The sequence below is a fragment of the Duganella sp. Dugasp78 genome (assembly GCF_059491455.1).
On the sequence record NZ_CP168506.1, the window covers coordinates 1,686,055 to 1,712,556 of the forward strand.

Annotated in this window: 27 protein-coding genes; 7 read left to right on the forward strand and 20 right to left on the reverse strand. The window is 66.7% G+C overall.

The genetic code is table 11. From position 1 onward, the window contains the following. Positions 1 to 11 precede the first annotated feature (11 nt). Complete coding sequence (locus tag ACEN9O_RS07470) at positions 12 to 218, forward strand: hypothetical protein (protein ID WP_161099754.1); 207 nt, start codon at positions 12 to 14, stop codon at positions 216 to 218. 185 nt (positions 219 to 403) lie between these two features. Continuing rightward, on the forward strand, positions 404 to 1,162 hold the full coding sequence (locus ACEN9O_RS07475; protein ID WP_495616950.1) for a helix-turn-helix domain-containing protein: 759 nt from the start codon (positions 404 to 406) through the stop codon (positions 1,160 to 1,162). Here ACEN9O_RS07475 and ACEN9O_RS07480 read toward each other — a convergent pair. The 18 genes from ACEN9O_RS07480 to gpmA all read right to left on the reverse strand — a co-directional run bounded on the left by ACEN9O_RS07480 (position 1,152) and on the right by gpmA (position 21,464). Further along, on the reverse strand, positions 1,152 to 3,416 hold the full coding sequence (locus tag ACEN9O_RS07480) for a patatin-like phospholipase family protein (protein WP_495616951.1): 2,265 nt from the start codon (positions 3,414 to 3,416) through the stop codon (positions 1,152 to 1,154). The two genes, ACEN9O_RS07475 and ACEN9O_RS07480, sit on opposite strands and share 11 nt — an antisense overlap. Before the next feature lie 9 nt (positions 3,417 to 3,425). Continuing rightward, positions 3,426 to 4,034 (reverse strand): type II secretion system protein N, encoded by a 609-nt coding sequence (locus ACEN9O_RS07485; RefSeq protein ID WP_495616952.1) that lies wholly within the window; start codon positions 4,032 to 4,034, stop codon positions 3,426 to 3,428. 16 nt (positions 4,035 to 4,050) lie between these two features. Further along, positions 4,051 to 5,271 (reverse strand): type II secretion system inner membrane protein GspF, encoded by a 1,221-nt coding sequence (gspF, locus tag ACEN9O_RS07490; RefSeq protein WP_495616953.1) that lies wholly within the window; start codon positions 5,269 to 5,271, stop codon positions 4,051 to 4,053. A gap of 10 nt (positions 5,272 to 5,281) precedes the next feature. Beyond that, positions 5,282 to 6,703 carry a type II secretion system ATPase GspE gene (gspE, locus tag ACEN9O_RS07495; RefSeq protein ID WP_495616954.1) on the reverse strand — a complete coding sequence of 474 codons (1,422 nt, stop codon included), beginning with the start codon at positions 6,701 to 6,703 and terminating at the stop codon, positions 5,282 to 5,284. Between the two features lies 1 nt (position 6,704). Next, positions 6,705 to 8,957, reverse strand: coding sequence for a type II secretion system secretin GspD (gene gspD, locus ACEN9O_RS07500; protein ID WP_495616955.1), 2,253 nt, complete (start codon positions 8,955 to 8,957; stop codon positions 6,705 to 6,707). Positions 8,958 to 8,978: 21 nt separating this feature from the next. Continuing rightward, complete coding sequence (locus ACEN9O_RS07505; protein ID WP_495616956.1) at positions 8,979 to 9,752, reverse strand: type II secretion system protein N; 774 nt, start codon at positions 9,750 to 9,752, stop codon at positions 8,979 to 8,981. 16 nt (positions 9,753 to 9,768) lie between these two features. Next, positions 9,769 to 10,287: a type II secretion system protein M gene (locus tag ACEN9O_RS07510; protein WP_495616957.1), complete on the reverse strand. Its 519-nt coding sequence runs from the start codon at positions 10,285 to 10,287 to the stop codon at positions 9,769 to 9,771. After that, positions 10,284 to 11,540 (reverse strand): type II secretion system protein GspL, encoded by a 1,257-nt coding sequence (gene gspL / locus ACEN9O_RS07515; protein WP_495616958.1) that lies wholly within the window; start codon positions 11,538 to 11,540, stop codon positions 10,284 to 10,286. The genes ACEN9O_RS07510 and gspL overlap by 4 nt, the downstream gene beginning before the upstream one ends. Before the next feature lie 27 nt (positions 11,541 to 11,567). After that, positions 11,568 to 12,494 carry a type II secretion system minor pseudopilin GspK gene (gspK, locus tag ACEN9O_RS07520; RefSeq protein WP_495616959.1) on the reverse strand — a complete coding sequence of 309 codons (927 nt, stop codon included), beginning with the start codon at positions 12,492 to 12,494 and terminating at the stop codon, positions 11,568 to 11,570. Further along, positions 12,491 to 13,105 (reverse strand): PulJ/GspJ family protein, encoded by a 615-nt coding sequence (locus ACEN9O_RS07525; RefSeq protein WP_495616960.1) that lies wholly within the window; start codon positions 13,103 to 13,105, stop codon positions 12,491 to 12,493. Before ACEN9O_RS07525 ends, gspK begins: the two co-directional genes overlap by 4 nt. Continuing rightward, entirely contained in the window at positions 13,102 to 13,473 is a 372-nt protein-coding gene (gene gspI / locus ACEN9O_RS07530; protein ID WP_495616961.1) for a type II secretion system minor pseudopilin GspI, read from the reverse strand. The genes ACEN9O_RS07525 and gspI overlap by 4 nt, the downstream gene beginning before the upstream one ends. Next, on the reverse strand, positions 13,474 to 13,941 hold the full coding sequence (locus ACEN9O_RS07535; protein WP_495616962.1) for a GspH/FimT family pseudopilin: 468 nt from the start codon (positions 13,939 to 13,941) through the stop codon (positions 13,474 to 13,476). It abuts the gene before it with no gap. Between the two features lie 20 nt (positions 13,942 to 13,961). After that, positions 13,962 to 14,408 carry a type II secretion system major pseudopilin GspG gene (gene gspG / locus ACEN9O_RS07540; RefSeq protein ID WP_495616963.1) on the reverse strand — a complete coding sequence of 149 codons (447 nt, stop codon included), beginning with the start codon at positions 14,406 to 14,408 and terminating at the stop codon, positions 13,962 to 13,964. A 242-nt stretch (positions 14,409 to 14,650) separates the two neighbouring features. Then, positions 14,651 to 16,777 carry an amidohydrolase family protein gene (locus tag ACEN9O_RS07545; protein WP_495616964.1) on the reverse strand — a complete coding sequence of 709 codons (2,127 nt, stop codon included), beginning with the start codon at positions 16,775 to 16,777 and terminating at the stop codon, positions 14,651 to 14,653. Between the two features lie 29 nt (positions 16,778 to 16,806). Beyond that, on the reverse strand, positions 16,807 to 17,556 hold the full coding sequence (locus tag ACEN9O_RS07550) for a HesA/MoeB/ThiF family protein (protein ID WP_495616965.1): 750 nt from the start codon (positions 17,554 to 17,556) through the stop codon (positions 16,807 to 16,809). Between the two features lie 28 nt (positions 17,557 to 17,584). Next, a complete protein-coding gene (locus ACEN9O_RS07555; protein ID WP_495616966.1) occupies positions 17,585 to 19,135 on the reverse strand; it encodes a S41 family peptidase in 1,551 nt (516 codons plus the stop codon). A 15-nt stretch (positions 19,136 to 19,150) separates the two neighbouring features. After that, entirely contained in the window at positions 19,151 to 20,644 is a 1,494-nt protein-coding gene (locus ACEN9O_RS07560) for a murein hydrolase activator EnvC family protein (protein ID WP_495618437.1), read from the reverse strand. Positions 20,645 to 20,717: 73 nt separating this feature from the next. Further along, positions 20,718 to 21,464, reverse strand: a complete 747-nt coding sequence (gpmA, locus tag ACEN9O_RS07565) for a 2,3-diphosphoglycerate-dependent phosphoglycerate mutase (RefSeq protein ID WP_495616967.1) — start codon at positions 21,462 to 21,464, stop codon at positions 20,718 to 20,720. Positions 21,465 to 21,571: 107 nt separating this feature from the next. Between gpmA and ACEN9O_RS07570 the strand changes: the two genes are divergently transcribed. The 5 genes from ACEN9O_RS07570 (at position 21,572) to ACEN9O_RS07590 (ending at position 24,508) form a co-directional block, all read left to right on the forward strand. Further along, the gene (locus tag ACEN9O_RS07570; RefSeq protein ID WP_495616968.1) at positions 21,572 to 21,973 is read left to right on the forward strand and encodes a rhodanese-like domain-containing protein; all 402 of its coding nucleotides are present in this window, start codon (positions 21,572 to 21,574) and stop codon (positions 21,971 to 21,973) included. Positions 21,974 to 21,983: 10 nt separating this feature from the next. Beyond that, entirely contained in the window at positions 21,984 to 22,241 is a 258-nt protein-coding gene (grxC, locus tag ACEN9O_RS07575; protein ID WP_495616969.1) for a glutaredoxin 3, read from the forward strand. Positions 22,242 to 22,393: 152 nt separating this feature from the next. Continuing rightward, the gene (gene secB / locus ACEN9O_RS07580; RefSeq protein ID WP_117012620.1) at positions 22,394 to 22,879 is read left to right on the forward strand and encodes a protein-export chaperone SecB; all 486 of its coding nucleotides are present in this window, start codon (positions 22,394 to 22,396) and stop codon (positions 22,877 to 22,879) included. 105 nt (positions 22,880 to 22,984) lie between these two features. Further along, positions 22,985 to 23,428 (forward strand): SH3 domain-containing protein, encoded by a 444-nt coding sequence (locus ACEN9O_RS07585; RefSeq protein ID WP_495616970.1) that lies wholly within the window; start codon positions 22,985 to 22,987, stop codon positions 23,426 to 23,428. Between the two features lie 39 nt (positions 23,429 to 23,467). Continuing rightward, positions 23,468 to 24,508, forward strand: coding sequence for an NAD(P)H-dependent glycerol-3-phosphate dehydrogenase (locus tag ACEN9O_RS07590; protein WP_495616971.1), 1,041 nt, complete (start codon positions 23,468 to 23,470; stop codon positions 24,506 to 24,508). 102 nt (positions 24,509 to 24,610) lie between these two features. On the opposite strand, the gene ACEN9O_RS07595 is transcribed toward ACEN9O_RS07590, so the two are convergent. Continuing rightward, on the reverse strand, positions 24,611 to 25,300 hold the full coding sequence (locus ACEN9O_RS07595; protein ID WP_495616972.1) for a DUF2461 domain-containing protein: 690 nt from the start codon (positions 25,298 to 25,300) through the stop codon (positions 24,611 to 24,613). A gap of 9 nt (positions 25,301 to 25,309) precedes the next feature. Beyond that, positions 25,310 to 26,479, reverse strand: a complete 1,170-nt coding sequence (locus ACEN9O_RS07600; protein WP_495616973.1) for a Do family serine endopeptidase — start codon at positions 26,477 to 26,479, stop codon at positions 25,310 to 25,312. Positions 26,480 to 26,502 lie beyond the last annotated feature (23 nt).

Sequence of the window (26,502 nt, forward strand, 5' to 3'; positions counted from 1 at the left end):
GAGCAGGGATCATGGCAAACAAGGCCTTGGCCACGCGGCAGAAGATGACGATACGGGTCGAGCCGTCGCAGAAGCCGCCGCGCAATCCGGTGGCGCTGGCGGCCAAGGCGCGCGCCGGCGGCGCCGGTCCGCACGCCAAGCCGCAGTCCACCGACCGCCAGGCCGCCAAGCGCCTGCTGGCCAAGATCAGCCTGAAGCCCGACCCGGAGGAAAAGTAACCGTTGGCGGGCGCCGGTGGTGGCGCCCGCCCTCGGGTTATCCGGTGCCGTCCCTGCTGCGAGGGACAGCGTGCCGCAGTGTCTCGCAGTTCCGCCCGATGTACCACCCGATTATTCCAAGCGCAGCTTTTCACGCCATCCAGTACCGTGTTACGATACCTTTTGTTCTTTTGCCAAGGCAGGGTATGAGCTCACCGGAATTGCTGCTGCAAGTCTTGCGGACCCAGATGCGGGCCGCCGGCGTCACCTACAAAATGCTGGCCGAGCGGATCGCGATGAGCGAATCGAGCGTCAAGCGCATGTTCGGCCAGCAGGACATGTCGCTGTCGCGGCTGGCGCAGATCTGCAAGGCGGCGGGCGTGGCGATGGAAGACGTGCTGCGCGGCGCGGCCGACGCCACCCCGCAGGCCGACGCGCTGACCCTGACCCAGGAAAAATCGCTGCTGGCGCAGCCGCACCTGCTGCTGATGGCGATCTGCTGCCTGGGCCACTGGACCCTGGAACAGGTGCTGGAAACCTACCAGCTGACCGAACCCGAATGCATCATGCTGCTGGCCGAGCTGGACCGGCTGGGCGTGATCGAACTCAAGCCCCTGAACCGCTACCGCCTGCGCGTCTCGAACGCCTTCCGCTGGCTGCCGGACGGCCCGGTGCAGCAATTCTTCCGCGAGCACGCGGTGGCCGATTATTTCAGCGGCAGCTTCGACGGCGTCGGCGAGACGCTGCTGTGCCTGCCCGCGCGGCTATCGCTGTCCAGCGCCGAGGAACTGGTGGGCCGCATCCAGCAGCTGGCCGGCGAACTGGCGCGGCTGCATCAGAGCGACCGCAAGCTGGCGCCGCAGGACCGCGACGGCTTCACCTTGCTGGTCGGCTTCCGCTCGTGGGAATTCGCCGCCTTCACCGCGCTGCGGCGCGCGCCGCCCAAGGCGCCGGCTACCAGATAGGACCGAGGAACAGATAGGCGCTGCTATTGCCGCCCTTGGTGGTGCCGGCGCCCAGGTACAGCGGACCGAAACGCGTGTCGACCGCGAAGAAGCCGCTGGCGGCCTGATGCAGCGCGCCCCAGTGCAGCGGACTGGCCGGGCTGTAGGCGCCGCCCGCCTCCAGCGAAAAGCCCAGCCGCACGTCGCCGCCCAGCGCGGCCGGCATCGCGCCGATGCTGCGCGCCATCACCACCCGTCCCAGCAGGGTACGGTCGCCGATGACCGATTGCGGCGTCGAGCCGGACAGGCGCAGGAAGCCGCCCAGGTTGTTGGCGGACCCGCCGCCCTGGCTGCGCGACCATTCCGCGTACACATGGCCGGCCCAGCGGTTCACATGGAAGGCCTGCAACCCCTGCACCGCCTGCGTGGTCGGCACGGCACCGGTCGAGCCGCTGTGCATCAGGCGCTGCCAGCCCAGCGAGAACAGCGTGCCGCGGGTCGGGAAGGCCACCGTGTCGAGGCTGTCGATATTGAAGGACAGCTGCTGCACCGTCTGCATGTCCGAGCCCTCGGTGCGGTTCTCCGGTATGCTTTGGTGATACACCTGCTTCTGGCGCGTCACGCTGTAGCGCAGGTCGCCCCAATGGCCCAGCTGGCGTCCCAGCGCCACGCCGCCGCTCTGGCGGGTGTAGGCATAGCGCGCCTGGCGGAAGCCGCTCGGGCTGAAGATGTCGATCGCCGACGAGTCGTATTGCAGCCCCGGCGCCACGTACCATTGCGAGCCCGCCCCCAGCGGCTGCCAGAACTGCACGCCCAGCGCGCGCTCGGTGCCGACGCGGCCGACGGTGCGCAGCTCGGCGCCCCAGTCGTTCAGCGACGACAGCACGTGCATCACCTTCAGCTCGAACGCATTGTTCTCGGAGAAATCGCTGCTCAGCTCCAGGCCCACGCGCAGTCGGCTGTGCGCCCAGTCGGCCTCGGTCGGCTTGATCAGCACGCTGCGGCCATCCTTGTCGTCGTGGACTTCGGTCTCCACCCGCGCCAGGTCGCCGCGCCCGAACAGCTGGTTGCCGGCCGCCTGGGCCTGTTCGCCGGTGACCATCTGCCCCACCTGCAAGCCCGACTGCACCTCCAGCTCCTTCGGATTGATGCGGCCGCTTGGCGCCACCTCCAGCCTGGCCAGCCGCACCGGCTGGTCGATGGCCACCGGCGCCGACAGGCGCTTGAGCTCATACGAGGCATACTGCGCCTCGGGCAGGGACAGCTTGACCAGCTGCGCGCTCATGGCCCGCACCGCCGCCTCGCCGGCCTTCATGGCACGGTCGTGGCGGGCGAAGTCGAGGAAGCCGATGCCGCCCAGGTCGGGCGCCAGCAGGATGTCGCCGGGACGCAGCTCCTTGAGCGAGCGCTGGACGTTTTGCTCGGTCAGGATCTGCAGCATCTGCTGCGCCACGCTGACCGCGCTGATCAATTCCTTCTCCTGCGCCAGCGGCGTGCCGACGTTGACGGCGATGATGATGTCGGCCCCCATGTCGCGCGCCACGTCCACCGGCAGGTTGCGCACCAGGCCACCATCGACCAGCAGCCGCTGGTTGACCCGCACCGGCGCGAACACCCCCGGCACCGCCAGCGAGGCGCGCATCGCCAGGAACAGCGGGGTGTCGTTCAGTTCCACCAGCTCGCCCGTCACCAGGTCGGAGGCGACCGAACGAAATGGCAGTTGCAGCAGGTTGACCGGCTTGTCGCGCGCGCCCTGCGGCAGCACGCGGGTCAGCGCCAGTTCCAGCGCCTCGTTGCCGGCGGCGGCCGGCGGCAGCGAGATGCCATCCATCTTGGCGCCGAACTCGATGCGCGACGGCAGCAGCAAGTCCTCCTCGCGGCGGCGATACACCAGCTCGTCGCGCGGCGGACGGTCGGCCACCACGGCGTTCCAGTCGGTGCGGCGCACCAGCTGCTCCAGCTGCTCGACCGAGCTGCCGGCCGCGTAGGCGCCGCCGACCACGCTGCCCATGCTGGTGCCGACCACAAAGTCCACCGGCACGCGCAACTCCTGCAAGGCGCGCAGCACGCCGATGTGGGCGAAGCCGCGCGCGCCGCCGCCGGACAACACCAGCGCCACTTTCGGCCGCGGCTTGATCGACGCATCGGGCGCTACCGACGTGGCGGCATGCGTGGCGGTTTGCAGGACAGTTTGCGCCGCAGCGGGCGCGCCAATGGCGGCCGCCAAGAAAAAGCCGCAGCAAAAAGCTGCGGCCAGGGTACGGGATATCACCATGGGGATGGCCTATTGTGTACGGTCGGCACCGGGAGCGACAGTGGTGCCCGACACGCTGGAGCGTTGTGGTGGCGGCGGCAGCGGCGCTTGCTGCGGCGGTTGTTGCTGCTGTTGCGGCGGCGGTTGCTGCGACGGTGGCGCCTGCGGCGGCGCGACCTGCGGCAAGGGCGGCTGGCCCGCGCCGGGCAGCAGCGACTGCGGCGCGGCGCCCGCCGGGCCGGCGCCGGCATCGCTGGCCAGCTCCACGCGCTTGAGCGCACCGCCTTCGGACAGCATCACGTAGTTAGGATGCACTTCCTTGATGGTCACGCCGGGCACCACCTCGCGGCCCACGCCCAGCGCCATCGGCGGCTGGCCGTCGACCACGATGATGGCGGCGCTGTCAGCGCCACGCGCGGCGATCACGCCCCTGAGCTGGTAGTTGCTGACGGCGGCGACCGTGATCTGGCCGCCGAACAGGCCCTTGGCCGCCTCGATATTCAACGGCGTGGCGAACTGCTGCGGCGGCGCGGCGATCGCGCGCTGCTGCGGCTTGAACAACTGCAGGCCCCAGTAGGCCAGCGACGCCGACAACAGCACCACGGCAAGGACGGTAACGATTAATGGCAAACGCTTCATGGTTCTCTTTACTTCCTCAGCGTACCAGCTGATTAATTTCGATGATAGGCATCAGCACCGCCAGCACGATCAGCAGCACCACCACGCCCATCGCCAGGATCAGCGCCGGCTCCAGCAGGCCGGCGATGGTCAGCGTGCGGCGTTCCAGGTCGGCCTCCTGCGCGGCGGCCGCGCGGTCCAGCATGGCCGGCAGCTCGCCGGTGATTTCGCCGGCCCGTATCATGTGGATCAGCATCGGCGGAAAATGCTTTTGCGCCGACAGCGAACGCGCCAGGCTCACGCCCTCGCGCACGGCGTCGCTGGCCTCTTCCACCAGTTCCTGCATGGCGACGTTGGACAGCGTATCGCGGCTGGTCTCCAGCGCGCGCAAAATCGGCACGCCGGAACCGGTGGTGATCGCCAGCGTGCTGGCGAAACGCGCGGTGTTCAGGCTGCGCTCGAATTTGCCGTACAGCGGCGCCGTCAGCAGCCAGGTGTGCCAGCGCCGCTTCAGCGCCGGATTCTGCAAGGCCCGGCGCCACATGAACCACGCCCCCACCAGCAGGATCGCCACCACGATGCCGTAGTTGCGCACGAAGTCCGACACGGCCAGCATGATGACGGTGAGGATGGGCAGCTTCTGCTTGGTGTTGGCGAACACCGAGACGATCTGCGGCACCACATAGGTCAGCAGGAAGATCACGATGGAAAACGCCACCACCGTCACGATGGCCGGATAGGTGAAGGCCAGCCGCACCTTCTGGATCAGCGCATTGCGGCGCTCGATGTAGTCGGCAAGGCGCGACAGCACGCGCGACAGCTGGCCGATCTGCTCGCCGGAGGCGACCAGCGCGCGGTAGATCTCGGCGAAGTCGCGCGGATGCCGTCCCAGCACGTCCGACAGCGCGGCGCCGCCGATCACCTCGGAGCGGATCGACGCGATCAGGTCGCGCATATACGGACGCTCGGCCTGCTCCAGCAAGGCGGTGAAGGCCTGCTCCAGCGGCAGCCCCGCTTCCAGCAGGCTGGCCAGCTGGCGCGTGAACAGCGCCAGCTCGGTGGCCGACAAACGCTCGCCGAAGCCGCGGCTCTTGGTCACGCCGGCGGCGTCGACCTGCGCGGCGATGGCGTCGACCTTCAGCGGCACCAGGCCCTGCGTGCGCAGCTCGGAACGGGCCGAGCGCGCGCTGTCGGCATTGAGCACGCCCTTCTTGGTGGCGCCGCCGGCGTCGACGGCTTCATAACGGAATGCGGGCATCGTGGTTCGCCTAGTCTTTGGTCACGCGCAGCAGTTCGGCCTGCGTGGTCACGCCGGTGGCCAGCCAACGCTCGCCGTCCTCGCGCATGGTCTGCATGCCGCCCGCCAGCGCCGCCGCCTTGACCTCGGCCTCGGAAGCGCGGTTGTGGATCTGCGCGCGGATCTGCTCCGTCGTCTGCAGGAATTCGTAGACGCCGACGCGGCCCTGGTAGCCCGTATGGCCGCAATGCTCGCAGCCGACCGCGTGCCACTGCTGGCCGTCGAAGCTCTTGCAGCTGCCGCACAGTTTGCGCACCAGCCGCTGCGCCAGCACGCCCAGCAGCGACGACGACAGCAGGAACGGCTCGATGCCCATGTCCAGCAGTCGCGTGACCGCCGCCGCGGCGTCGTTGGTGTGCAGGGTCGCCAGCACCAGGTGGCCGGTCAGCGACGCCTGCACCGCGATCTGCGCGGTTTCCAGGTCGCGGATCTCGCCGATCATGATCACGTCCGGGTCCTGGCGCAGGATGGCGCGCAGCGCCTTGGCGAAGGTCATGTCGATGCGCGGGTTGACCTGGGTCTGGCCGACGCCGTTCAAGTCGTACTCGATCGGGTCTTCCACCGTCATGATGTTGGTGGTGGCCGCGTTCAGCAGCGACAGCGCGGCGTACAAGGTGGTGGTCTTGCCGGAGCCGGTCGGGCCGGTCACCAGCACGATGCCGTGCGGCTGGTTGATCAGCGCATCGAACTGCGGCAGCATGGTCTCGCTCATGCCCAGGTGGTTCAGGTCCAGCCGGCCCGCTTCCTTGTCCAGCAAGCGCAGCACCGCGCGTTCGCCGTGGCCGGTCGGCAGCGTCGAGACGCGCACGTCGACCGGCTTGCCGCCGATGCGCAGCGTGATGCGGCCATCCTGCGGCAGGCGTTTTTCGGCGATGTCCAGCTGCGCCATGATCTTGATACGCGAGATCAGCGAACCGTGGATGGCCTTGCGCGGACGGACGATGTCGCGCAGCGAACCGTCGACGCGGAAGCGCACCACCGAGGTCTGCTCGAACGGCTCGATGTGGATGTCGGAGGCGCTGTCGCGCAGCGCCTGCGTCAGCAGCGCGTTGATCATGCGGATCACCGGCGCGTCGTCGGACGATTCCAGCAGGTCCTCGATGGCCGGCACGTCCTGCAGCAGCTTGGTCAGATCGAGGTCGGCGTCGAACTCCTCGGCCACCATCGAGGCGTTGCCGCCCGAGCTGGCGTAGGCCGCGGCGATGGCTGTTTCCAGGTCGGCGCGCGGCATGCTTTTGAGCTGGATGCGGCCGAAGCGGCGCGACACCTCGGCGATGGCCGCCGGCGCGGTGGCGCCGCAGACCAGCACGTCCACCGTGTGTTCGGCTTCGTCGCTCTGCTGCGCCAGCACCACGAAGTCGCGGGCGAAAGCGTAGGGTAGGAGATTGCTCATATCACTTCTGCTTGCCTGGTTCGGCGGCGCCCGGCTCGCGCGCCGGTGTTGGCGCGGCCGGCAGCGGACGCACCATGGTCCCGCCCAGCGGCGAGCCGTCCTTCAGCGTCGGCAGCAAAGGCTGGCCCAGGTCCTTGACCAGGATGCTCTCCGGCGGCTGGATCGATTCCTGCTGGCCGCGCATGTAGTCGTAGCGGTCGGTGGCCAGCGAGGTGCTCTGCTCCTTGTTGCGGATCACCACGGGGCGCAGGAACACCATCAGGTTGGTCTTCTTGCGGGTGCGGGTCTGGTACTTGAACAGATTGCCCAGCACCGGAATGTCGCCCAGGCCGCGCACCTTGTCCACGCCGTCGCCTTCGGTGTCCTCGATCAGGCCACCGAGCACGATGATCTGGCCGTCGTCGGCGATGACGTTGTTCTCGATCACGCGCTTGTTGATGGTGATGCCGGCGGCCGCCGTCAGCGTGGTCTTGTCGACGCTGGAGGTCTCGTGGTAAATCGCCAGCTTGACCGTGCCGCCTTCGGAAATCTGCGGACGCACCTTCAGCGTCAGGCCCACTTCCTTGCGGTCGATGGTCTGGAACGGATTGTTGTTGGTGCCCGAGGTGGTGGTGAACTGGCCGGTCAGGATAGGCACGTTCTGGCCGACCGAGATGGTGGCCAGCTCGTTATCGAGCGTGATCATGTTCGGCGTCGACAGCACGTTGGCGTTGCCGTCCGTTTCCAGCGAGCGCGCCAGCGCGCCCAGACCCAGGCCGCCGGCGACCTGCTTGAACACGCCGATGGTCAGGCCGGCGCCGGGCAGCGACGGCGCCGTGGTGGTGCCGGCGCCCTTGTTGAGCAGCTGGGTGGCCAGCGTGCCGATGTTGTTGCCGCCGCTCGAATACGACTGCAGGCCGCCGACGCGGTAGGTGCTGTTCTCGTTGCCGGTCGCGCCCACCCACTGGATGCCGAACTCGGACGCCTTGTCGGACGAGACTTCGACGATCAGCGATTCGATGTAGACCTGCGCGCGGCGCACGTCCAGCTGGTCGATCACGGCGCGCAGGTTGCGGTACACCGATTCCGGCGCGGTGATGATCAGGGTGTTGGTGGTGGAATCGGCCTGGATGTAGCCGGCCGTGCCGCCGCCCTGCTGTTGCTGCTGGCCGGAGCCGGACAGCAGCGGATTGGACGGGCCGCTGCTGGTGCTGCCGCTATTGCTGTTGCCGCCGATGCCGCCGCCGGTGTTGCTGTTTTGGCCGCCCAGGCCCCCCTGGCCCTGGCCCTGGCCGGTCTGGCCGGTGCCGCCGATGCCGGTGGCGTTGGCCGCCGAGGTGTCGCCCGACACCACCGAGCGCAGCGTCTGCGCCAGCTTGGCCGCTTCGGCGTTCTTCAGGTAGACCACGTGGACGTTGCCCAGTTCCTGGGTCGGCTGATCGAGCTTGGCGATCAGCGACTTGGCCAGGTTGGCGCGCGCCGCCGACGGCGCACGCAGGATCAGCGAGTTGGTGCGCGGATCGGCCAGCACGCTGATCTTGCCCGCGTCGCCGGCACCGGCGCCACTGTCCAGCAGCTTGTTGACCATGGCCGCCAGGTCGCTGGCGATGGCGTAGCGCACCGGGATCACATCGAGGTCGGCGACCGCCGGCGCGTCCAGCGCGGCGACGATCTTGGCCAGGCGCTTGACGTTGTCGGCGTAGTCCGTGACGACCACGCTGTTATTGCCCGGATTGGCGTTGATGGTGTTGTTCGGCGAGATCAGCGGACGCAGCACCGTCACCACGTTGGCCGCCGACTCGTAATTCAGATGGAAGATCTGGCTGACCACCTGGTCGCCCTTGGCCGTGGCCTGGCCGGCGCCGATCTGGGTGGGCCCCGCCTGCAGCTTGGCATCCGCCTCCGGCACCACCTTGGCGTAGCCGTCGCCGCTGACTACCGCATAGCCTTGCAGGCGCAGCGCGGAAGTGAGCAGACCGAAGGCCTGGGTCTTGGTGACCGGCTTTTCCGACACCACCGTCAGCGTGCCCTTGACGCGCGGGTCGATCACGAAGGTGATGTTGGTGTAGTGGCCGACCGCCTTGATCACCGACTCGATGTCGGCGCCGACAAAGTTCAGCGCGGCGTCGTCGGCCGCCGCGTGGGCGGTGGCGGGCAGCAGCGCCAGCAACGGCGTCACGACCGGCAGGACGCTGGTCGCACAGCACAGCATCGCGCCCGCGCTCAGGCGGCGCAGCGCGGGAAGATTGGATTTGCTCACGGACTGTTTTTTCATTGTCTGAACTTTTATCTGAACTTAGTGGAACTCTAAAGCGATGATGTTGCGGTCACTATTCGGTTTGCGCTGGCCCAGCAAATTCAACAGGTTGGCCAGTTGCTCTTCAAATCCTTTTGCTGCCTCGGCCTGCCCGGAAAACTGCAGGCGGCCGTTATTCAGGTTGCCGGTCCCGCTCAACAACAGCGGCCCCTTGACGGAATTGAGCGTCAGCGCCGCCGACTGCCCGTGCCAGTCCAGCGCCAGCGCGTAACTGCCCAGCGGCCGCACGGTCGACAGCCGCGAGGCCATGTCCGTCATCTCCAGCGTGGTGCGGCCGTTGATCGACACCTGGCGGTCGGCCAGCGCCAGCTCCAGCGCGGTCCACGACAGCCGCATGGTGCCGCTGGGCGCCACGGTGTTCAGCGGCGCGCCCAGGCCGGCCAGGCCTTCGGCCGGCAGCAGCAGCGCCGATGGACTGAGCTGCCAGTGCGACCAGCTGCCCTTGAAGGTCAGCGGCTGCGCCAGCGCCTCGCTGTTTTCCAGTTGCAGGTCGACCATGCCGACCAGCGCCAGCGGCGAAATCCTCCAGCTGAAACGCCCCGGCAGCAGCGGCGTGACCGGGCCATTGCCGCCGGCCGCGCCGCCGATAAAGGCCGAACCGCGCCACAGCGTACCCTGCGCGTCCCCCAGCGTCAAACGTCCCGCGGTGCGCGACTCCACCAGTGATCCCAGCCACGCGGCGGGGAAGAACACCGCCAGCGTCGCCGCCACGCTCAGGACGATGGTCAGCAACCATAGCACGGCGCGCTTCATGGACAGCCTTTTTGCATCATCGTCCGCCCGTGTTCTGGCGCAGCGTCAGCGTGGCGTTGACCATGCCGGCGGTGTCCTGCGCGCTGATGTTCGCCTCCGAGACGGCGATGCGGCTCTCGGTGCGGATCGCGTCCAGCCACGTCATCAGGGCGGGAAACGACACGCCGTTCATCTGCAGCTTGGCGTATTCGCCGGTGACGGACACCGACTGCGTGGTCAGGCCGCGCGCGGTGAGGCCGGCGTTGAGCATCTCGCGCGTCATCGGCGCCGGGGCGATGGTGTTCTGGCCGCGCAGCGCGGCAGCTTCCAGCGCCAGCGCCCGCAGCTCGGCGGCCTGCTGGCGCAGTTCCGGCAGCGACTTGCGCAGCTTGGCGCCGCCATCCAGCGCCGGCGCGATCAGCAGCGAATAAAACAGCGCCAGTGCCAGCACGGCGCCGCCGACGCCGAGGAATTTGCGCTCCTGCTCCGTGCGCTCGCTCCAGAAGGCCGACGCGCGGCCACGGTACTCTTGTATCGTCAGTGTCAGCTTGCTCATGATTTTCCTCCGCCCGCGCCGGTGCCGCTCAGCGGACGTATTTGCCAGGTGCCCGGATTGGCTTCCGAGAGGTCCAGCTTGTGCGCCGCCAGCGCGGAGCGCAGCTGCGCCAGCGTGCCGGTATCGACGGTGTTGGGTTTCACCTTCATTTGCAAGGCATGCTCGCGGTACTCCAGCGTGGCGATGATGTCCTTGCGCGGCAGTGTGCCCAGCGCCTCGCCGAGGGCGGCGCTCAGCGCGTTGAATTCATCGGCCGCCGGCTGGCCGCCGTCGGCCTTGGCCAGCGCGATGTTCTTGCGCATCTGCGCGGCCGGGTCGAGTATCACCAGCTCTTTCGGATAGGCGGCCTTGAAGATCTGCAGCATCGACAGGCTGACCGCGTCGGCCTCGCGCTTGAGGCGCAGCCACTCGACGTTCAGGCCCACCACGTTGACCAGCAGCGCCAGCGCGGCGATGCGCACCGGCCAGCGCCAGCGCTGCCACTGGCGCGCGGTGGCGCCGCTGGCGCCCAGCGCCGGCGCCAGGTCCAGCCCGGCCGAGCGCGAGGCGGCGACCCAGTGCGCCCAATGGTCTTCCATCAGGGTGACGCCGTGGCCGGCGTCGGCGTTCGCCACCAGCGGCGCGAACTGCGCCATCTGCGACGGCGCCAGGTACAGCGTGACCGGCTCGTCGCCCGCCATGGCGCGCAGCGTTTGCAGCGCGGCCTGCGGTTGCGCCGGCAGCGTCAGGCCCAGGCCCATGTGCTGCGACTGGCGCAGTATCAGTTCGAAACCGGCGTCGCCGGTGCTCAGCGCGGCCGACACGGAACCCGGCTGGAACGGCAGGCACAGTTGCGCCGGCAGCACGGCGACGTTGTGCGCGCCCTGCGCCTGCAGCGCCTTCACCAGCACCTCGATCCAGCTGCGCTGCACCACGGCCACGGTGCGGCCGCCCTCGGCGTCGGCGGCGCCTGCCGCCAGCACACAGTCGGCCGGATCGCCCAGCACCTGTTCCTCCACCAGCGCCGGCAGCGCGGCCTTCAGGCGCGCGGCGGACAGCGGCGGCGCCACCACGCGCAGCAGCGTGACGTCGGCGGCGGCCAGCAGCAGCACCACGCGGCGCGCCGAGGCCACCAGGTCCGACAGGTTGCCCAGCGGGGAGGCGCCCTGTTGCAGCAGATTGCCGCCGTCGCCCACCAGCGCGAACGGGCAGGTCTGGGCCGCGCCGCTGTCGACGCTGGCCTTGGCCGGATAGCGGATAAGTAGTGTAGTCAAAGGGTCTCGCTTTCGTTCATGCCGGTTCTAATATTCTCGTATCCAAACCACCGTCGTTATGCCGTTCTTCGCCCGCACCAACAAGGATTGCGCATCCAGCGCCGCCCGGTCCAGCCTCACCCGGCTGTAGGCCAGGAAGTAGTGGCTGGCGATGCCGTGCTTGGCGACCAGCTTGCCCTTGATTTGCGGCAGATCGTCGAAATCCGTCACCCTGAGATAATAGGTGCGCTTGCGATTATTCACCAGCGCCGCCGCTTCCGACAGCGACAAGGGCTCGACCATCGCCGCCATCAGCTCGGGCGACACGGTGTTCACGTTCAGCTCCGTGTCGCGCTCCGGCAGGATGATGACAAAATCGCGCAACTGCTCCACCATGGCCGGCGTGAAGCCGCTCACCGCCAGCAGATCCTCCACCCGCAGCAGGTCGATCGACTTTTGCGCGGCCGCCGTCGCCGGCGGCGCCGGCACCTGGGCATCCGCCACCTGGTTGGCCACCGCCTGCGCCAGCGACGAGTCGAGCCGCAGGTTGGCCAGCAGGCGTTCCAACACCTTCACCTGGTCGGGCTGCACCACATGGTCCTTGGCCAGATTGGCAAGATTGTAGCGCGACTGCGCATCGACCATCTTGCCGGACAGGGTGGCGTTGAAATTTTCGGCCTCAGCGCGTTCGCGCTCGATATAGTCGTCCAGCCGCGTCTCTTCCAGCGGCGTGGCCCAGATGCCGCCCGCCTGTGTGACCAGTTGCGAGTCCAGGAAGTCCTGGTACAACACCAGCCGGCTCAGGTCCAGCGCGCCGCGCACGATCCAGCGCGTCTGCAGTTGCAGGCGCTGGTTCTCCATCGAGCGCACCTGCACCTGCTGCTGCCAGAACAGGCTGGCCACGATGGTCACCGCCAGCGTCGTCAGCAACAACGCCGTGATGACGGCCACGCCGCGCTGGCGCCGCAGCTTCACAGTGCCCCCAGCAGGAAGGATTTGGTCATCGGGACTTCCTGGCCGTCCAGCACCACCGACACTTCCATGCCGCTGGGCGCATTGTTGGCCGGCGCCGGCATCGCGCCAGCCGCCTGGGTCCAGCCCTGCGTGCTCCAGAAGCGCATCGCCATGCGCTGCACGCCCGATTTCAGCGCCACGCTGGCGGCAGGATCGGCGTCGCTGTTGGCGGCCTGCCACAGCGCGTCCAGCTGCGCCAGGTCGCGCGTGCCGGCCGACTCGCGCCGCGTCAGCACGCCGTCGCGCAGGCGGTAGGAAACCACCTGCACCCGCGTGGCCTCGTTCTCGGCCAGCACCAGGCGCAGCAGCGTGATGCGGCCGTCCTCCGCGCTGAGGATGGTACGGGTACCGATCAGCGACTGCGGCGCCAGGTTGGCGCAATCGCTCTGCAGCTGGGCGAAGGTCAGCTGCAGGCCGCGCGTCTGCTCCATTTGCTCGGTCAGGGCGGCGCGCGAACGGATGATGCCGTCCAGCCCACGCCAGCCCAGCACCGCGACGATGGCGAGGATCGAGATCGCCACCAGCAGCTCGATCAGCGTGAAGCCGCGCGCGCGGCGCAATGGCGTCGTCATTGATTCAGTACCAGTTGGACCAGCTTGATGATGCGCCGCTCCGGCGCGGCCTGGTCGTAGACGCTGACCTCGACCCGGCGGAAGCGCGGATTCGGGCTGGCGATCACCTCCTCCTGGCACATCAGCTTCATGTCACCCTGCGGGCACTCGAAGGTCTGCTTGCCGACCGCCGGGAACTGGCGCGTCAGGCGCAGCTGCACCAGCCGGTTCTCGGCCGACCAGGTGGCCATCATGGCGCCGCGCAGGCCGTCGCTGTTTTGCGTCAGGCTGCCGACCGCGCGCAGCGACGCGCCCAGCGCGGTGCCGACGATCACCAGCGCCACCAGCACTTCCAGCAGAGTAAAGCCGCTTTGTCGGGGAAGGCGCATCTAGTCCACCGTGAAATGGCCGATGCCGTCGGCGCGGATGGCGATGCTGGCATCGCCGGCGCTGAGCGTCAGCACGAAGGGTTTGTCGACCGGCTCGCGGCCGAAGATGATGCGCAGGCTGGTGTCGGCGACGTTGGGCGGCGGATCGAGCATCAGCGTGATCGGCGCGTGCTTGAATTCGCGCTCGCGCAGCAGGTCGTCCTGCACCGCCAGGTCCCATTGCTTGTCGTTGCGGATCAGGAAGCGGTAGCCGTCGGCGCCCGCCTCAAAGGCGATCTGGCGGTTGCGCACGATGGCCTCGTCGCGCGCCAGTTGTAGCAGCAGCGCCACACGCTGTGCGTCTTCACGCAGCGATTGCTTCTGGCCCGGCAGCGCGTTGAGCGACACCAACCCCAGCGTGATGCCCAGGATGACCATCACCACCAGCAGTTCGATCAGCGTGAAACCACGCTGGCGGGCGGCGCGCATATGCCTGGATCCCCCTGCGATCAGTTATCCCAGGAGCCGATGTCGGCATCGTCGCCGGTGCCGCCCGGTGCGCCGTCGGCGCCGTAGGAGAACACGTCGACCTCGCCCTTGATACCTGGCGACAGGTACTGGTAAGGGTTGCCCCATGGGTCCTTCGGCATTTTTTCCAGGTAGCCGCCGGCCTTCCAGCCGTTGGCGGACGGGCCCGCGCTCGGCTTGGTCAGCAGCGCCTGCAGGCCCTGCTCGGTGGTCGGATAGCGCTGGTTATCCAGCTTGTACAGCTTGAGCGCCTGCATGACGGTGGCAATATCGACCTTGGCGGCGGCCACCTTGGACTCGCCGGTGCGGCTCAGCAGCTTGGGCACGACCAGCGCCGCCAGCACGCCCATGATGACTACCACCACCATGATTTCAATCAGCGTAAAGCCGCGCGAGGCGGCACGACGGGGCAGGGAGAGTTTTTTCATAATCGATAACAAATTAAAGTGAGTGCAGAGTATAAGGCTGAATCGGCGCCAGCGACACCCCAATGCGAGTTTTGCGCCGACAGGCTTAAATAAGGCTTAATGCCTCTCAAACCGTCATTCCCGCGCAGGCGGGAATCCAAGCATTGCTTGAATTCCCTCCATGCTGAGCGACCTAGTATGCTGCCTATGGGTTCCCGCCTGCGCGGGAACGACCCGATGGTCGCCGGTTTACCGCGTTTTACTTATTCGTGTTGATGAGCGGTAGCGTCGAGGCGGCGGCGCGCGCCGTCGTTGCCGCCACCGTTAATCTCCGCCACGGCGGCCGCGGTTCTCGCGGCCTGCGGCCCATCCTTGACGAACGGCGCGATGCCCAGCGCGCTGTCGATCTCCTGCGGGTAGATGACATAGCCGCGCGTGATCACCGCCGCCACCTTGCGGATGTCGGCGATATCCCTGGTCGGATCGCCATCCACCAGCACCAGGTCGGCCAGCTTGCCGGCCGCGATGCTGCCACGGTCGTTACTGGTGCGGGTGTAGCGGGCGCCGTTGCGGGTGGCCACCTGCAGGGCCTGGGCCGGCGTCAGGCCGGCCTTGACCAGCAGCGCCAGCTCCGAATGCAGCGTGAAGCCGGCAATGTCGTCGGTGCCGGCGACGATGGGCACACCGGCCTTGTACATGATGCCAACGAATTCCACCATCTTGGCATAGGATTTCTGGTAGCGCTTGAGCGTATCGGCGCCCTCGATCTTCATGGCGCCGACGGCGAAGCCGCGCGCCACGTCCGGCGGCATGTTGGCGGCGAAGGCGCGGTATGGCTCGTTGACGTCGCCGTCCTTCTGCTGGATGAAGGCGAACGCGGACAGCGTCGGGTCGATCGAAATCTGCTTCTTGGCCAGGCCGGCGACGAAGTCCTTGAACGGCGGCGTATTGAAGTCCATGCCGGCGACTTTTTCGGCCGGCAGCAGGAAGCGGTTCAGGTTGCGGGTTTCCGTGTCCGGCTTGACGAGGAAGTTCAGCAGCACCTGGTTGATGTGCTGGATCTCGTCGTAGCCGGCGTCCAGCGCCTCCTGCGCGCGCAGGCCGGCCGGGATGTGGCCGGAGACGCGCATGCCGCGGCTGTGGGCGTAGGCCACGGTGTCCTTCAGGATGGCTTTGGGGAAGGAGTTGTAGATCTTCAGCTGCGGATAGCCGTGCTCCGCGTACCAGTCGATCGCGTCCTTCGCGCCCTGCAGGTCCTTGATGGTGAAGCCGTTCATGGCGCTGAACGGGCTCTCGCCTTCCAGGAAGCCGGCCGGCACCACCTGCGGCGCCAGCAGCTTGCCGGCCGCGGTCTCGTCGAGCATCGCCTGCAGCTGCGTGTTGTCGTTGCCCATGTCGCGCACGCTGGTCACGCCGGTAGACATATTGAGCGCGCCGGACCAGCGGTCGACGTGGCCGTGCATGTCGAACAGGCCTGGCAGCACGATGCGGCCGCCGGCGTCGATGGTGTTGTCGGCGCCGCGCACCGGCGAGCCGGCCGGCAGCACGGCGGTGATGCGGCCGCGCAGCAGGTAGATGTCGGACGGCGCGCCGACGGTGGCTTTTTCGCTGTCGAACACGCGGGCGTTGCGCACCAGGGTCAGGCCTGTCAGCGGGTGCTGCAGCTTGGTGGCCAGGTCTTCCAGCATTTTGCCCTCGGCCTGTTTCTGGCGCGCGGCCAGCGTTGGCGCGGCGCCCTGCCAGCCTTCTTCCAGCAAGCTGGCGAAGCCGGGGATGATCACGCCGAACAGGCGTGGCTTGGTTCCGGTGGTGGCCCAGTAAAACGACGGCGACAGGCCGACGCCGGTTTGCGCCACCAGCTGCACGGTTTGTTTTGCGCCGCTGGCGCTGCTCACTTCCAGCGTATCGAGCACGGTCTGCGACAGCGTACCCGATGGCAGCAGCGCCATTTTATGTCCGGGCGCGGCGTCCAGCGCGGTGATGTAGGCGGAGACGGTTTCGAAGGAACCGTTCAGCGGCAGGTAGCCGGCCGGACCGCTGACGGCCTTCTTGCCCTGCTCGGAGGTGGACTTCCATTCCGCCTGGTCGCCCTTGCGCTCGAAGCGCTCGTCGACCACGGCGCCGAAAGTGGAGTTGCCCTTGACGCTGTACTCGGTCATCACGCCGTCCGCGCCCATGCGGAATTGCTCCGTCAGTTCCGGGCCGCGGCCGTTGTTCTTGAAGATGAAATACACCTTGGTCAGGCCGTCGTCCTGATGCTCGACGGCTTGTTCGCCGATCTGCTTGCCGTTTTCGGTGACGATCAGGTACTTGGTGTTGGTGGCTGCGGTGGCTACTTGTACGGCGAACGCCGCGGCCAGCGCCAGCGGCAGTACGGCGAGTCGTTTCATCAACAAGGTAAGTCTCCTTCCGGTTAGTGTTATTTTTTTGCGCAGACCGGGCAATCGCCGTTGCGTCCCACACCTATGCTGGTCCACTCCATGTGCAGACCGTCCAGCATCAACAGGCGCCCTGCCAGCGAGGCGCCCACGCCCATCAGCAGCTTGAGCGCTTCGGCAGCCTGCATCGCGCCCACCACGCCCACCAGCGGCGCGAACACGCCCATGGTGGAACAGGCCACATCTTCAAACTGCTGGTCCTGCGGGAACAGGCAGGAATAGCAGGGCTGCGCGCCGCCGCGCGGATCGAATACGCTGATCTGGCCGTCGAAGCGTATCACCGCGCCCGACACCAGCGGCTTGCCCAGCGCGACGCAGGCGCGGTTGACGGCGTGGCGGGTGGCGAAGTTGTCGGTGCAGTCGAGCACCACGTCGGCCTGCGCCACCAGCGCGGCCAGGCGGGCGTCGTCGACGCGTTCGTTCAGCGCGGTGATGGCGATGTCGGGATTGATCTGCGCCAGCGTGAGGCGCGCCGATTCGGCCTTGGACTGGCCGACCCGCTCCGTGGTGTGGGCGATCTGGCGCTGCAGGTTGGTGAGGTCGACGGTGTCGTTGTCGACCAGCGTGATGTGGCCGACGCCGGCCGAGGCCAGGTACATGGCGGCCGGCGAACCGAGGCCGCCGGCGCCGATCACCAGCGCATGCGCGGCCAGCAGCTTTTGCTGGCCTTCGATGCCGATTTCGTCGAGCAGGATGTGGCGCGAATAGCGCAGCAGTTGCGAGTCGTTCATTGTCTCAGACCGGCAGCGGCGCCTGCCGTTATTGGGTGACTGGCTGTTTCAAGGCCGGCTTTTTTTCGCTGGCCTTGGGCTTGGATTCCGGTTTGGCGGCCGGCTTGACTTCGGTCTTGTCGGTCTTGCTGTCCGACTTGATCTCGCCGACTTCGCCGCCGGCGGCCGGTGCCGCCTCCACTTTCGACAGCTTGACCGGCAGGCCCTTGAAATGGTTGATCGCCTGCGCCAGCTGGAAGTCGTCCTTCGAGCCGAATTCCACCGGCTTGGCTTTCTTCGCCAGCGCGGTTGCACCTTCTTCCACCTCGTCGCGCTGCGCGCTCAGGGCTTTTTGGACGGCGCTGTCGCCGTCCGGATCCTTGTCGTTGTTCAGGTGCTTTTGCAGGTCGGCTTCGCGCACGCGCAGGCTGTTCAAGCCGTCGCCGTCGGCGGTTTCGTCGACCATCAGGTCCGGCACGATGCCGCGCGCCTGGATCGAGCGGTTGTGCGGCGTGTAGTAGCGCGCCGTGGTCAGCTTGACGGCGGTGTCGGCGGTCAGCTGGCGCAGCGTCTGCACCGAGCCCTTGCCGAAAGTCTGCGTGCCCATGATGGTGGCGCGCTTGTAGTCCTGCAGCGCGCCGGCGACGATTTCGGAGGCCGAGGCCGAACCGGCGTTCACCAGCACCACCATCGGCACGTCCTTGAGCGCGGCCGGCAGCTTGGCCAGCGGATCGTTCTTGGGGCGCGAGGAATAGAACTCGCTGCGGCCGTAGAAGGTCTGCTTGGAGTCGAGCAGCTGGCCGTTGGTCGAAACGATCACCGCATCCTTGGGCAGGAAGGCGGCCGAGACGCCGATCGCGCCCGGCACCACGCCGCCCGGATCGTTGCGCAGGTCCAGCACCAGGCCCTTGATGTGCGGGTCTTGCGCGTACAGGGCGGTGAGCTTCCTGGCCATGTCCTCGACGGTGGGCTCCTGGAACTGCGAGATGCGCAGCCAGGCGTAGCCCGGCTCGACGATCTTGGCCTTGACGCTCTGGACGCGGATCTCCTCGCGCGAGATGGTCAGGACGATGGGCTTGTCCTCGTCCTTGCGGCTGATGGTGATGGTGACCTTGGAATGCGGCTCGCCGCGCATCTTCTTGACGCTTTCGTCCAGCGTCAGGCCCTTGATCGGCGTGCCGTCGATGCGGGTGATCAGGTCGCCGGTCTTGACGCCGGCCTTGAAGGCGGGCGAATCCTCGATCGGCGAGACGACTTTGATGTAGCCGTCTTCCATGCCGACTTCGACGCCGATGCCGACGAATTTGCCGGCCACGGTCTCGCGCATTTCGCGGAAGGCTTTTTTATCGAGGTAGACCGAGTGCGGATCGAGCGAGGCCACCATGCCAGAGATGGCTTCGGTGAGCAGCTTCTTGTCGTCGACGTTTTCGACGTAGTCGGACTTGATCAGGCCGAACACGTCGGACAGCTGGCGCAGCTCCTCGAGCGGCAGCGGCGCGCCGGTGACTTTTTGCGCGACGGCGGAAAACTGCAAGGAGACGGCGACCCCGGCCACCATCCCCAGGCCGATCAGGCCGATGCTCTTGACTTTGTTGCCCATTTTTTTCCGCAAACCTTAAAACTTGACCCAGCCAGCCGGATCGAATGCCGTGCCCTGATGGCGAAGCTCAAAGTATAGCCCCGATTCTTCGTTACCGCCGCTGTTACCTGCGCTGGCGATCGAGTCGCCAGGCTTGACGACGTCGCCGACCCGTTTCAGCAGCGACTCGCAGTTGCCGTAGATGCTCCAGTACTGGCCGCCGTGGTCGACGATGATCATGTTGCCGAAGCCGCGCAGCCAGTCCGAGAAGATGACCTTGCCGCTGGCGATGGAACGGATCTCGGCGCCTTCGCCGGTGCGGATGAACACGCCCTTCCAGCTTGGGCCGTCGCCGCGCTTGGTGCCGAACCTGGCGGCGATCTTGCCGCTGACGGGCGCGCGCAGCTGGCCCTTGAGGCTGACGAACGGCGCGCCGGACGGCACGGCCGGGGCCAGCGCGATATCAGCTGCGGCCGCGGCCACCTTGGCTGGCGGTTTGGCCGGTTCTTCCTCGCGCGGCGCCGGTTTGAGCGGCTCCGGCGGTTTCGGCGGCGGCGTTTGTTGCGCCACTTTCGGCGGCTCGGTCTCGGTGGTGTCGGGCCTGGACGGCGCCGGCTTGACGGCGCCCGGCTTGCCGGCGTTGGCGCTTGCCTTGGCCAGGCGCTGGCGCTCGGCCTCGACGGCGGCCTTGGCTTTGGCCAGCGCGCGCGCCTCGGCGTCCGCCTTGGCCTTGGCTTCGGCCCTGGCTTCCGCTTCCGCCTTGGCCCGCGCGGCCAGTTGCTCCTGGCGTTTTTTCTCGGCGGCGGCGGCGATCGCCTGCTCCTGGATCAGCTTGCCCAGCTTGTCGACCAGGCCGGTCAGGCGCTGCTCGTCGCGCTCGACGTTGCCGGCTTCCTTGCGCTGCGCCACCAGCTTTTTCGACAGCGAGGCCAGCAAGGCGGCGCGGCGCGACTTCTCCTGCTCCAGCTTGGCCTTCTGCTCCATTTCCTCGGCGGCGATTTCCTGCAGCTCGTCCTTGGCGTTCTGCGCCTCGGCCTGGTTGACCTCGACCGCCTTCAGGTTGGCGCGCAGCGAGTCCAGCAGGCGCGCCTGGGCCTGCGAGACGTAGGACATCATCTGCAGGTCGCGGTTAATGCGGTTGGGGTTGTCGCCGGACAGCAGCAGCTTGATGCGGTCCTCGTTGCCGGCGACATACTGGTCGCGCAGCAGCTTGGCCAGCTGCTGCTTCTGCTGGGCGACCGTGGCCGCCAGCTTGTCGTGCTCGACGGCCAGTTGTTGCAATTTGGTGTTGGTGTCGCCCTGCTCCTGCGCCAGGTCGCGCAGCGAGCGGTTGGCGTCCGAGATCGCCTGTTCGGACTCGGCCAGCGTGTCGGCCGCGTCGTCCTTGGCGCTCTCGGTCTTGCCGATGTCTTTCTTGAGCGCGCTGAGCTTTTGCTGCAAGCCGGCGCGCTCGGCCTCGGCCGCCGCTTTCTGCTTGCTGCGCTCGGTGGTCTTGCCGAACGGCGCGGCGTGCGCGCCGTTCGGCATCATCAATGTCAGCAATAGCGGCAGCGCAGCGCTGGTGGCGGCGCCGCGCCAGCCTCGGAAGAAGGAATGCGACAAATTACTTGGCCTTGCCCTGGTTGGCTACGGCGGCCTGGGCCGCGGCGATGGCGTCGGCGTCACCCAGGTAGTAGTGACGGATAGGCTTCAGGTTCTCGTCCAGCTCGTAGACCAGCGGCTGGCCGTTCGGGATGTTGAGGCCGACGATGTCGTTGTCGCTGATGCCGTCGAGCATCTTGATCAGCGCGCGCAGGCTGTTGCCGTGGGCCGAGATGATGATCTTCTTGCCGGCGCGGATGGCCGGGGCGATTTCCTCGTCCCAGGCCGGCATCACGCGCGCCACGGTGTCCTTCAGGCATTCGGTCAGCGGGATCTGCGACTTGTCCAGGCCGGCGTAGCGCGGGTCGTTGAAGGAGGCGCGGTCGTCGTTCTCGGCCAGCGGCGGCGGCGGCGTGTCGTAGCTGCGGCGCCATACCAGCACCTGGTCGTCGCCGTACTTGGCGGCGGTTTCGCCCTTGTCCAGGCCCTGCAGCGCGCCGTAGTGGCGCTCGTTCAGGCGCCAGTCGTTCTTGACCGGCAGGTACATCATATCCATCTCGTCCATGGTCAGCCACAGCGTGCGGATGGCGCGCTTGAGCACCGAGGTGTAGGCCAGGTCGAAGGTGTAGCCGGACTCCTTCAGCACCTTGCCGGCGGCCTTGGCCTCGGCGATGCCCTTCTCGGTCAGGTCGACATCGGTCCAGCCGGTGAAGCGGTTCGAGAGGTTCCAGGTGGACTCGCCATGGCGCATGAATACGATTTTATACATGAGAACTATCTTCAAAAAGGATTGAACGGGACGGAAAACCGGTACTGCGAGAACTCTTCCAGCTTCTATTTTATAATGCGCGGATTGACTTAAACCATTGGAACCCTGTGAAATTCTTCATTGACAATATTTTCATCATCGCCATCGTGCTCCTTTCGGGCGGTGCCCTGCTCTGGCCGGTGCTGACGCAGCGCGGCAAACGCGCCTCCGCGCAAGAGGTGACGCTGTTGATCAACCGTAGCAAAGCCACCGTCGTCGACGTGCGCGACGCCACGGAATTCGCCGCCGGCCACTTGCCAGAAGCCAAGAATATTCCGCTGGGCGAGTTGTCCACCCGCCTCGGCGAGCTGGAGAAGTTCAAGGCCAAGAGCGTGATCGTGGTGTGCAAGACCGGCGCGCGCGCCTCGTCGGCCGCCGCCACCTTGGCCAAGGCCGGCTTTGCCGACGTGGTCAACCTGGATGGCGGCATTGCCGCATGGCAAAAAGCCGGCCTGCCGCTGGCCAAATAAGGAGGTCAAGATGACTGCCCGTGTAATCATGTACACCACCGCCGTGTGCCCGTACTGCGTGCGCGCCGAGCGCCTGCTGGAGTCCAAGGGCGTGACCCTGGAAAAGATCCGCGTCGACCTGGACCCGGAGCAGCGCGTGCTGATGATGCAAAAGACCGGCCGCCGCACCGTGCCGCAGATCTACATCGGCGACACCCATGTCGGCGGTTTCGACGATTTGTATGCGCTCGATCAAGCCGGGGGCCTGTCCCCCTTGTTAAATGGCTGATCACCCTCAAATACAACGTGAGGGCCGCAGAAATAGTTTGAAACCATAATGGTTTTGATACAATTGCCCTCGCGTTTGATTTGAGCTCCATACCAAGCAAACTTATTCTGAGCGGCCCGTGCCGCTCGTTTTCACTATAACGAAAGCGTTCCATGTCTGACGAAAACCTGCAACCAGTATTCCAAATCCAACGCGTCTACCTGAAAGACATGTCGCTGGAACAACCGAACTCCCCAGCTATCTTCCTGGAACAGGAAGCCCCATCGATCGAAGTAGCCCTGGACGTCGGCGCCGAGCCGCTGGCCGATGGCGTGTTCGAATCGACCGTCACCATCACCGTGACCGCCAAAGTCAAAGACAAGGTCGCTTTCCTGGTTGAAGGCAAGCAAGCCGGTATCTTCGAAGCGCGCAACATTCCTGCCGAGCAGCTCGATCCGCTGCTGGGCATCGGTTGCCCGAACATCGTCTACCCTTACCTGCGCGCCAACATCGCCGACGTGATCACCCGTGCCGGTTTCCCACCAGTGCACCTGGCCGAGATCAACTTCGAAGTGTTCTACCAGCAGCGTATGCAAGCGATCGCCGACGCGGCCGCCGCCGCACCAGCAGCAACCGACGGCGCTGCCACCACGCACTAAGTCATTAAGTCGTACTGAAGTACTTCGCTGCCGGGCGCCACGTCCGGCAGCGGTATCACCCCGACATGCCGCGCCTTCGCGCGCTGTCCATCTGCAAGGTAAGCCATGACATTTCCCCGTTTGATCGCCAGTCTGACCATGTTGTTGGCCATGAGCGCCAGTCACGCGTTCGACTTCAAAACGGTGGGTGCCGCACCCGTCATCCTCTATGACGCGCCATCGACCAAGGGCGGCAAGCTGTTTGTCGTGCCGCGCGGCGCGCCGCTGGAAGTGGTGCTGGCCTACGGCGAATGGCTGAAGGTACGCGACGTCAACGGCGAACTGGCCTGGACCGAGGCCAAGGGCCTGAGCGGCAAGCGCAACGTCATCGTCCGCACGCCCAACCTGAAAATCCGCGCCACGCCGGACGACAGCGCCGCGCCGGTGTTCAGCGCCGACAAGGGCGTGCTGCTGGAAGTGACCGAATCGGCCACCGGCGGCTGGCTCAAGGTGCGTCATCGCGACGGCCTGGTCGGTTACGTCAAGACTTCCGAAGTCTGGGGCATATAATTGCCGTAGCGGCGCCCTCCCGGCGCCGGATGAGGTCCCATGCAAGATAATCCCAACAAAGCTGCGGCCGCGGTCCGCAAGGTGGCTGTGCTCGGCGCGGGTGCCTGGGGCACCGCCGTCGCCATGGCGCTGGCCCAGCGTCACGACGTGATGCTGTGGGGCCGCGACAGCGACGCCCTGCAGGACATGGCGCGCACGCGCGAAAACACCGGCTACCTGCCTGGTTATCCCTTCCCTGACGGCCTGCGGGTCGCCGCCGATTTCGACGCCGCGCTGGCCCATGTGGCCGGGCCGGACAGCCTGCTGATCGCCGCCTGCCCGGTGGCCGGGCTGCGTCCGCTGCTGGAGCAGCTGAAATCGCGGGCGATACCGAATGTGGTGTGGCTGTGCAAGGGTTTCGAATACGGCACCGGCTTGCTGCCGCACCAGATCATGCGCGAGGTGCTGGGCGACAGCGTGGCCGGCGGCGCCTTGTCCGGACCGTCGTTTGCGCAGGAAGTGGCCAGGGGCCTGCCTTGCGCGCTGACCATCGCCTCCGACTCGGCGGCGCTGCGCGACTGCGTGGTGGCCTGCGTCCACGGCGGCAATATCCGCGTGTATTCCAGCGAGGACCTGGTCGGTGTTGAAGTGGGCGGCGCGGTGAAGAACGTGCTGGCCATCGCCACCGGCGTGGCCGACGGCCTGGGCCTGGGCCTGAACGCGCGCGCCGCGCTGATCACGCGCGGGCTGGCGGAAATCACCCGGCTCGGCACCACGCTGGGCGGGCATACCGAAACCTTCATGGGCCTGACCGGCATGGGCGACCTGATCCTGACCTGCACCGGCGACCTGTCGCGCAACCGCCGCGTCGGCCTCGGGCTGGCGCAGGGCAAGCCGCTGGACGTCATCGTGCACGAGCTGGGCCATGTGGCCGAAGGCGTACCGTGCTCGAAGGCGGTGCGCGAGCTGGCGGCCAGCATGGGCGTCGACATGCCGATCACCAACGCGGTGGCCGGCGTGCTGTTCGACGGCGACCAGCCGCAGGCAATGGTCTCGCGCCTGCTGGCGCGCGACCCGCGCGATGAAAAAGTGCAGCGCTAACGTCATTCCCGTGTAGGCGGCGGTCCGCCGATGCGGAATCCATAGAACGCGGGCCGGCAGGCGGCGTATGGATTCCCGCCTGCGCGGGAATGACGGACGTGCTTAGTCCTCGGACTCCTCTTCCTTGGCGGCGCGCATCCACTCGACCAGCGGGAACGCATCCTTGAGCCCGCTGGCGATCATCGGCACCAGCAGTTCCGGCTTGTTCATCGGCAGGTCGACCTCGGTCCAGACGAAGAAACTCTTCAGCTTGATGTATTCGATGTGCTCGTGCTCGGGGTCGAAGCCCTTGGGCGGGCGCATCAGCTTGCCTTCGTTCTGGATGTCGCCGAAGGTGGCTTTCAACTTCTTGTTCTTCAATACCTTGCTGAAGCCGGCCGCGTCCTCGACCATGTGCTGGCGCAGCGCCTTCAGGCGCGGCGGCGGCGGCATGTATTCGCCGGCGCCGAACAGCAGCTTACCGCTGCCGTCGATCTGCATGTAGTAGGTCGGGCCGCCGGCCTTGCTGGGACGGCGCAGATCGTTCGGCGCCACGGCGGCCGAGAAGCGTGTCTTGTACGGGCTCTTGTCGTGCGCGAAACGCACGTCGCGGTTGATGCGGAACATCGCCTTCTTCGGATTGCAGAACTTGACGGCGGCGTCGAACTTGCCCAGCTCGACGATCATGTCCGTCACCACTTGCAGGAATTCTTCGCGCAGGATGTCGTAGCGCGGTTTGTTCATGATGAACCAGGGACGGTTGTTGTTGTCCGCCAGTTCCTTGAGGAATTGAGTCAGGTCGCGCAGATGCATTAAGGTTCCTTATTTGGCGCCGGCCGGACGCTTGCCGACCAGGATGTCCAGCGTGGTCTCGCGGCTCTTGCGCAAGACCGTCATTTTAGCTTTTCCGCCAGGAACGAGTTGGGCGATGAGGTTGAGCATCTCGTTGGTGTCCGCCACCGGCTTGTCGTCCACCGACAACAGGATGTCGCCCGGCTTCATGCCGCCCTTGTCGGCAGGGCCGTTGCGCACCACGCCGGCGATGATGGCGCCGCTCTGGCGCTTCAGGCCGAAGCTCGACGCCAGCTCCGGCGTGATCTCCTGGGTCTCCACGCCGATCCAGCCGCGCACCACATGGCCGGATTTGATGATGGCCTCCATCACCGACTTGGCGGTCGAGACCGGAATGGCGAAGCCGATGCCCACCGAGCCGCCCGACTGCGAATAGATCGCCGAATTGATGCCCAGCAGGTTGCCGTTGGCGTCCACCAGCGCGCCGCCGGAATTGCCGAAGTTGATCGCGGCGTCGGTCTGGATGAAGTTCTCGAAATGGTTGATGTGCAGGTTGTTGCGGCCCAGCGCGGAGATGATGCCCATCGTCACCGTCTGGCCGACGCCGAACGGGTTGCCGATGGCCAGCACCACGTCGCCCACCTGCGCCTGCTCGGCCTGGCCCAGCACGATCACCGGCAGCTTGTCGAGATCGATCTTGATGACGGCCAGGTCGGTCTCGGGATCGGTGCCCACCACCTTGGCGGCGGCCTTGCGGCCGTCGGCCAGCATGACCTCGATTTCGTCGGCCGCCTCCACCACGTGGTTGTTGGTCAGGATGTAGCCTTCGCCGGAGACGATCACGCCCGAGCCCAGGCTGGACTCGTCGTCGTCGTTCTCGCCGTCACGATCGCGGTCGCCGAAGAATTTTTTAAAGAAGGGATCGCGCAGCAGCGGATGCTTGCCACGCTTGGGTTTCTTGCTGGTGATGATGTTGACCACGGCCGGCATCGCGCGCCCGGCCGCCGCCCGGTAGGAGCCGACCGCCACGCCGGGCGCCTTGCCCGGCGCCGCTTCCAGCATCACGGCCGGATGGTCGGCGCTGCCCATCTGCTGGGTGTGCACGGGTGCGCGCCGCTCCGGCCCCACGGCCGCGTAGACAAAATACAGTGCCAGTACGACAGTCACCGTTTGCGCAAACAATAACCAGAGTCGTCGCATAGCTTTCCATCAGCCGTCCGCCG

Coding starts and splice junctions, on each gene's coding strand:
- secB (WP_117012620.1), top strand. CDS start 22,394: ATGTCTGACGAAAACCTGCAACCAGTATTCCAAATCCAACGCGTCTAC.
- ACEN9O_RS07485 (WP_495616952.1), bottom strand. CDS start 4,034: ATGAAGCGTTTGCCATTAATCGTTACCGTCCTTGCCGTGGTGCTGTTG.
- ACEN9O_RS07470 (WP_161099754.1), top strand. CDS start 12: ATGGCAAACAAGGCCTTGGCCACGCGGCAGAAGATGACGATACGGGTC.
- ACEN9O_RS07595 (WP_495616972.1), bottom strand. CDS start 25,300: ATGCATCTGCGCGACCTGACTCAATTCCTCAAGGAACTGGCGGACAAC.
- ACEN9O_RS07475 (WP_495616950.1), top strand. CDS start 404: ATGAGCTCACCGGAATTGCTGCTGCAAGTCTTGCGGACCCAGATGCGG.
- gspF (WP_495616953.1), bottom strand. CDS start 5,271: ATGCCCGCATTCCGTTATGAAGCCGTCGACGCCGGCGGCGCCACCAAG.
- gspD (WP_495616955.1), bottom strand. CDS start 8,957: ATGAAAAAACAGTCCGTGAGCAAATCCAATCTTCCCGCGCTGCGCCGC.
- ACEN9O_RS07550 (WP_495616965.1), bottom strand. CDS start 17,556: ATGAACGACTCGCAACTGCTGCGCTATTCGCGCCACATCCTGCTCGAC.
- ACEN9O_RS07505 (WP_495616956.1), bottom strand. CDS start 9,752: ATGAAGCGCGCCGTGCTATGGTTGCTGACCATCGTCCTGAGCGTGGCG.
- gspI (WP_495616961.1), bottom strand. CDS start 13,473: ATGCGCCTTCCCCGACAAAGCGGCTTTACTCTGCTGGAAGTGCTGGTG.
- ACEN9O_RS07585 (WP_495616970.1), top strand. CDS start 22,985: ATGACATTTCCCCGTTTGATCGCCAGTCTGACCATGTTGTTGGCCATG.
- ACEN9O_RS07555 (WP_495616966.1), bottom strand. CDS start 19,135: ATGGGCAACAAAGTCAAGAGCATCGGCCTGATCGGCCTGGGGATGGTG.
- ACEN9O_RS07510 (WP_495616957.1), bottom strand. CDS start 10,287: ATGAGCAAGCTGACACTGACGATACAAGAGTACCGTGGCCGCGCGTCG.
- gpmA (WP_495616967.1), bottom strand. CDS start 21,464: ATGTATAAAATCGTATTCATGCGCCATGGCGAGTCCACCTGGAACCTC.
- ACEN9O_RS07535 (WP_495616962.1), bottom strand. CDS start 13,941: ATGCGCGCCGCCCGCCAGCGTGGTTTCACGCTGATCGAACTGCTGGTG.
- gspG (WP_495616963.1), bottom strand. CDS start 14,408: ATGAAAAAACTCTCCCTGCCCCGTCGTGCCGCCTCGCGCGGCTTTACG.
- ACEN9O_RS07600 (WP_495616973.1), bottom strand. CDS start 26,479: ATGCGACGACTCTGGTTATTGTTTGCGCAAACGGTGACTGTCGTACTG.
- grxC (WP_495616969.1), top strand. CDS start 21,984: ATGACTGCCCGTGTAATCATGTACACCACCGCCGTGTGCCCGTACTGC.
- ACEN9O_RS07560 (WP_495618437.1), bottom strand. CDS start 20,644: ATGATGCCGAACGGCGCGCACGCCGCGCCGTTCGGCAAGACCACCGAG.
- gspE (WP_495616954.1), bottom strand. CDS start 6,703: ATGAGCAATCTCCTACCCTACGCTTTCGCCCGCGACTTCGTGGTGCTG.
- ACEN9O_RS07480 (WP_495616951.1), bottom strand. CDS start 3,416: ATGGTGATATCCCGTACCCTGGCCGCAGCTTTTTGCTGCGGCTTTTTC.
- ACEN9O_RS07590 (WP_495616971.1), top strand. CDS start 23,468: ATGCAAGATAATCCCAACAAAGCTGCGGCCGCGGTCCGCAAGGTGGCT.
- ACEN9O_RS07545 (WP_495616964.1), bottom strand. CDS start 16,777: ATGAAACGACTCGCCGTACTGCCGCTGGCGCTGGCCGCGGCGTTCGCC.
- ACEN9O_RS07525 (WP_495616960.1), bottom strand. CDS start 13,105: ATGACGACGCCATTGCGCCGCGCGCGCGGCTTCACGCTGATCGAGCTG.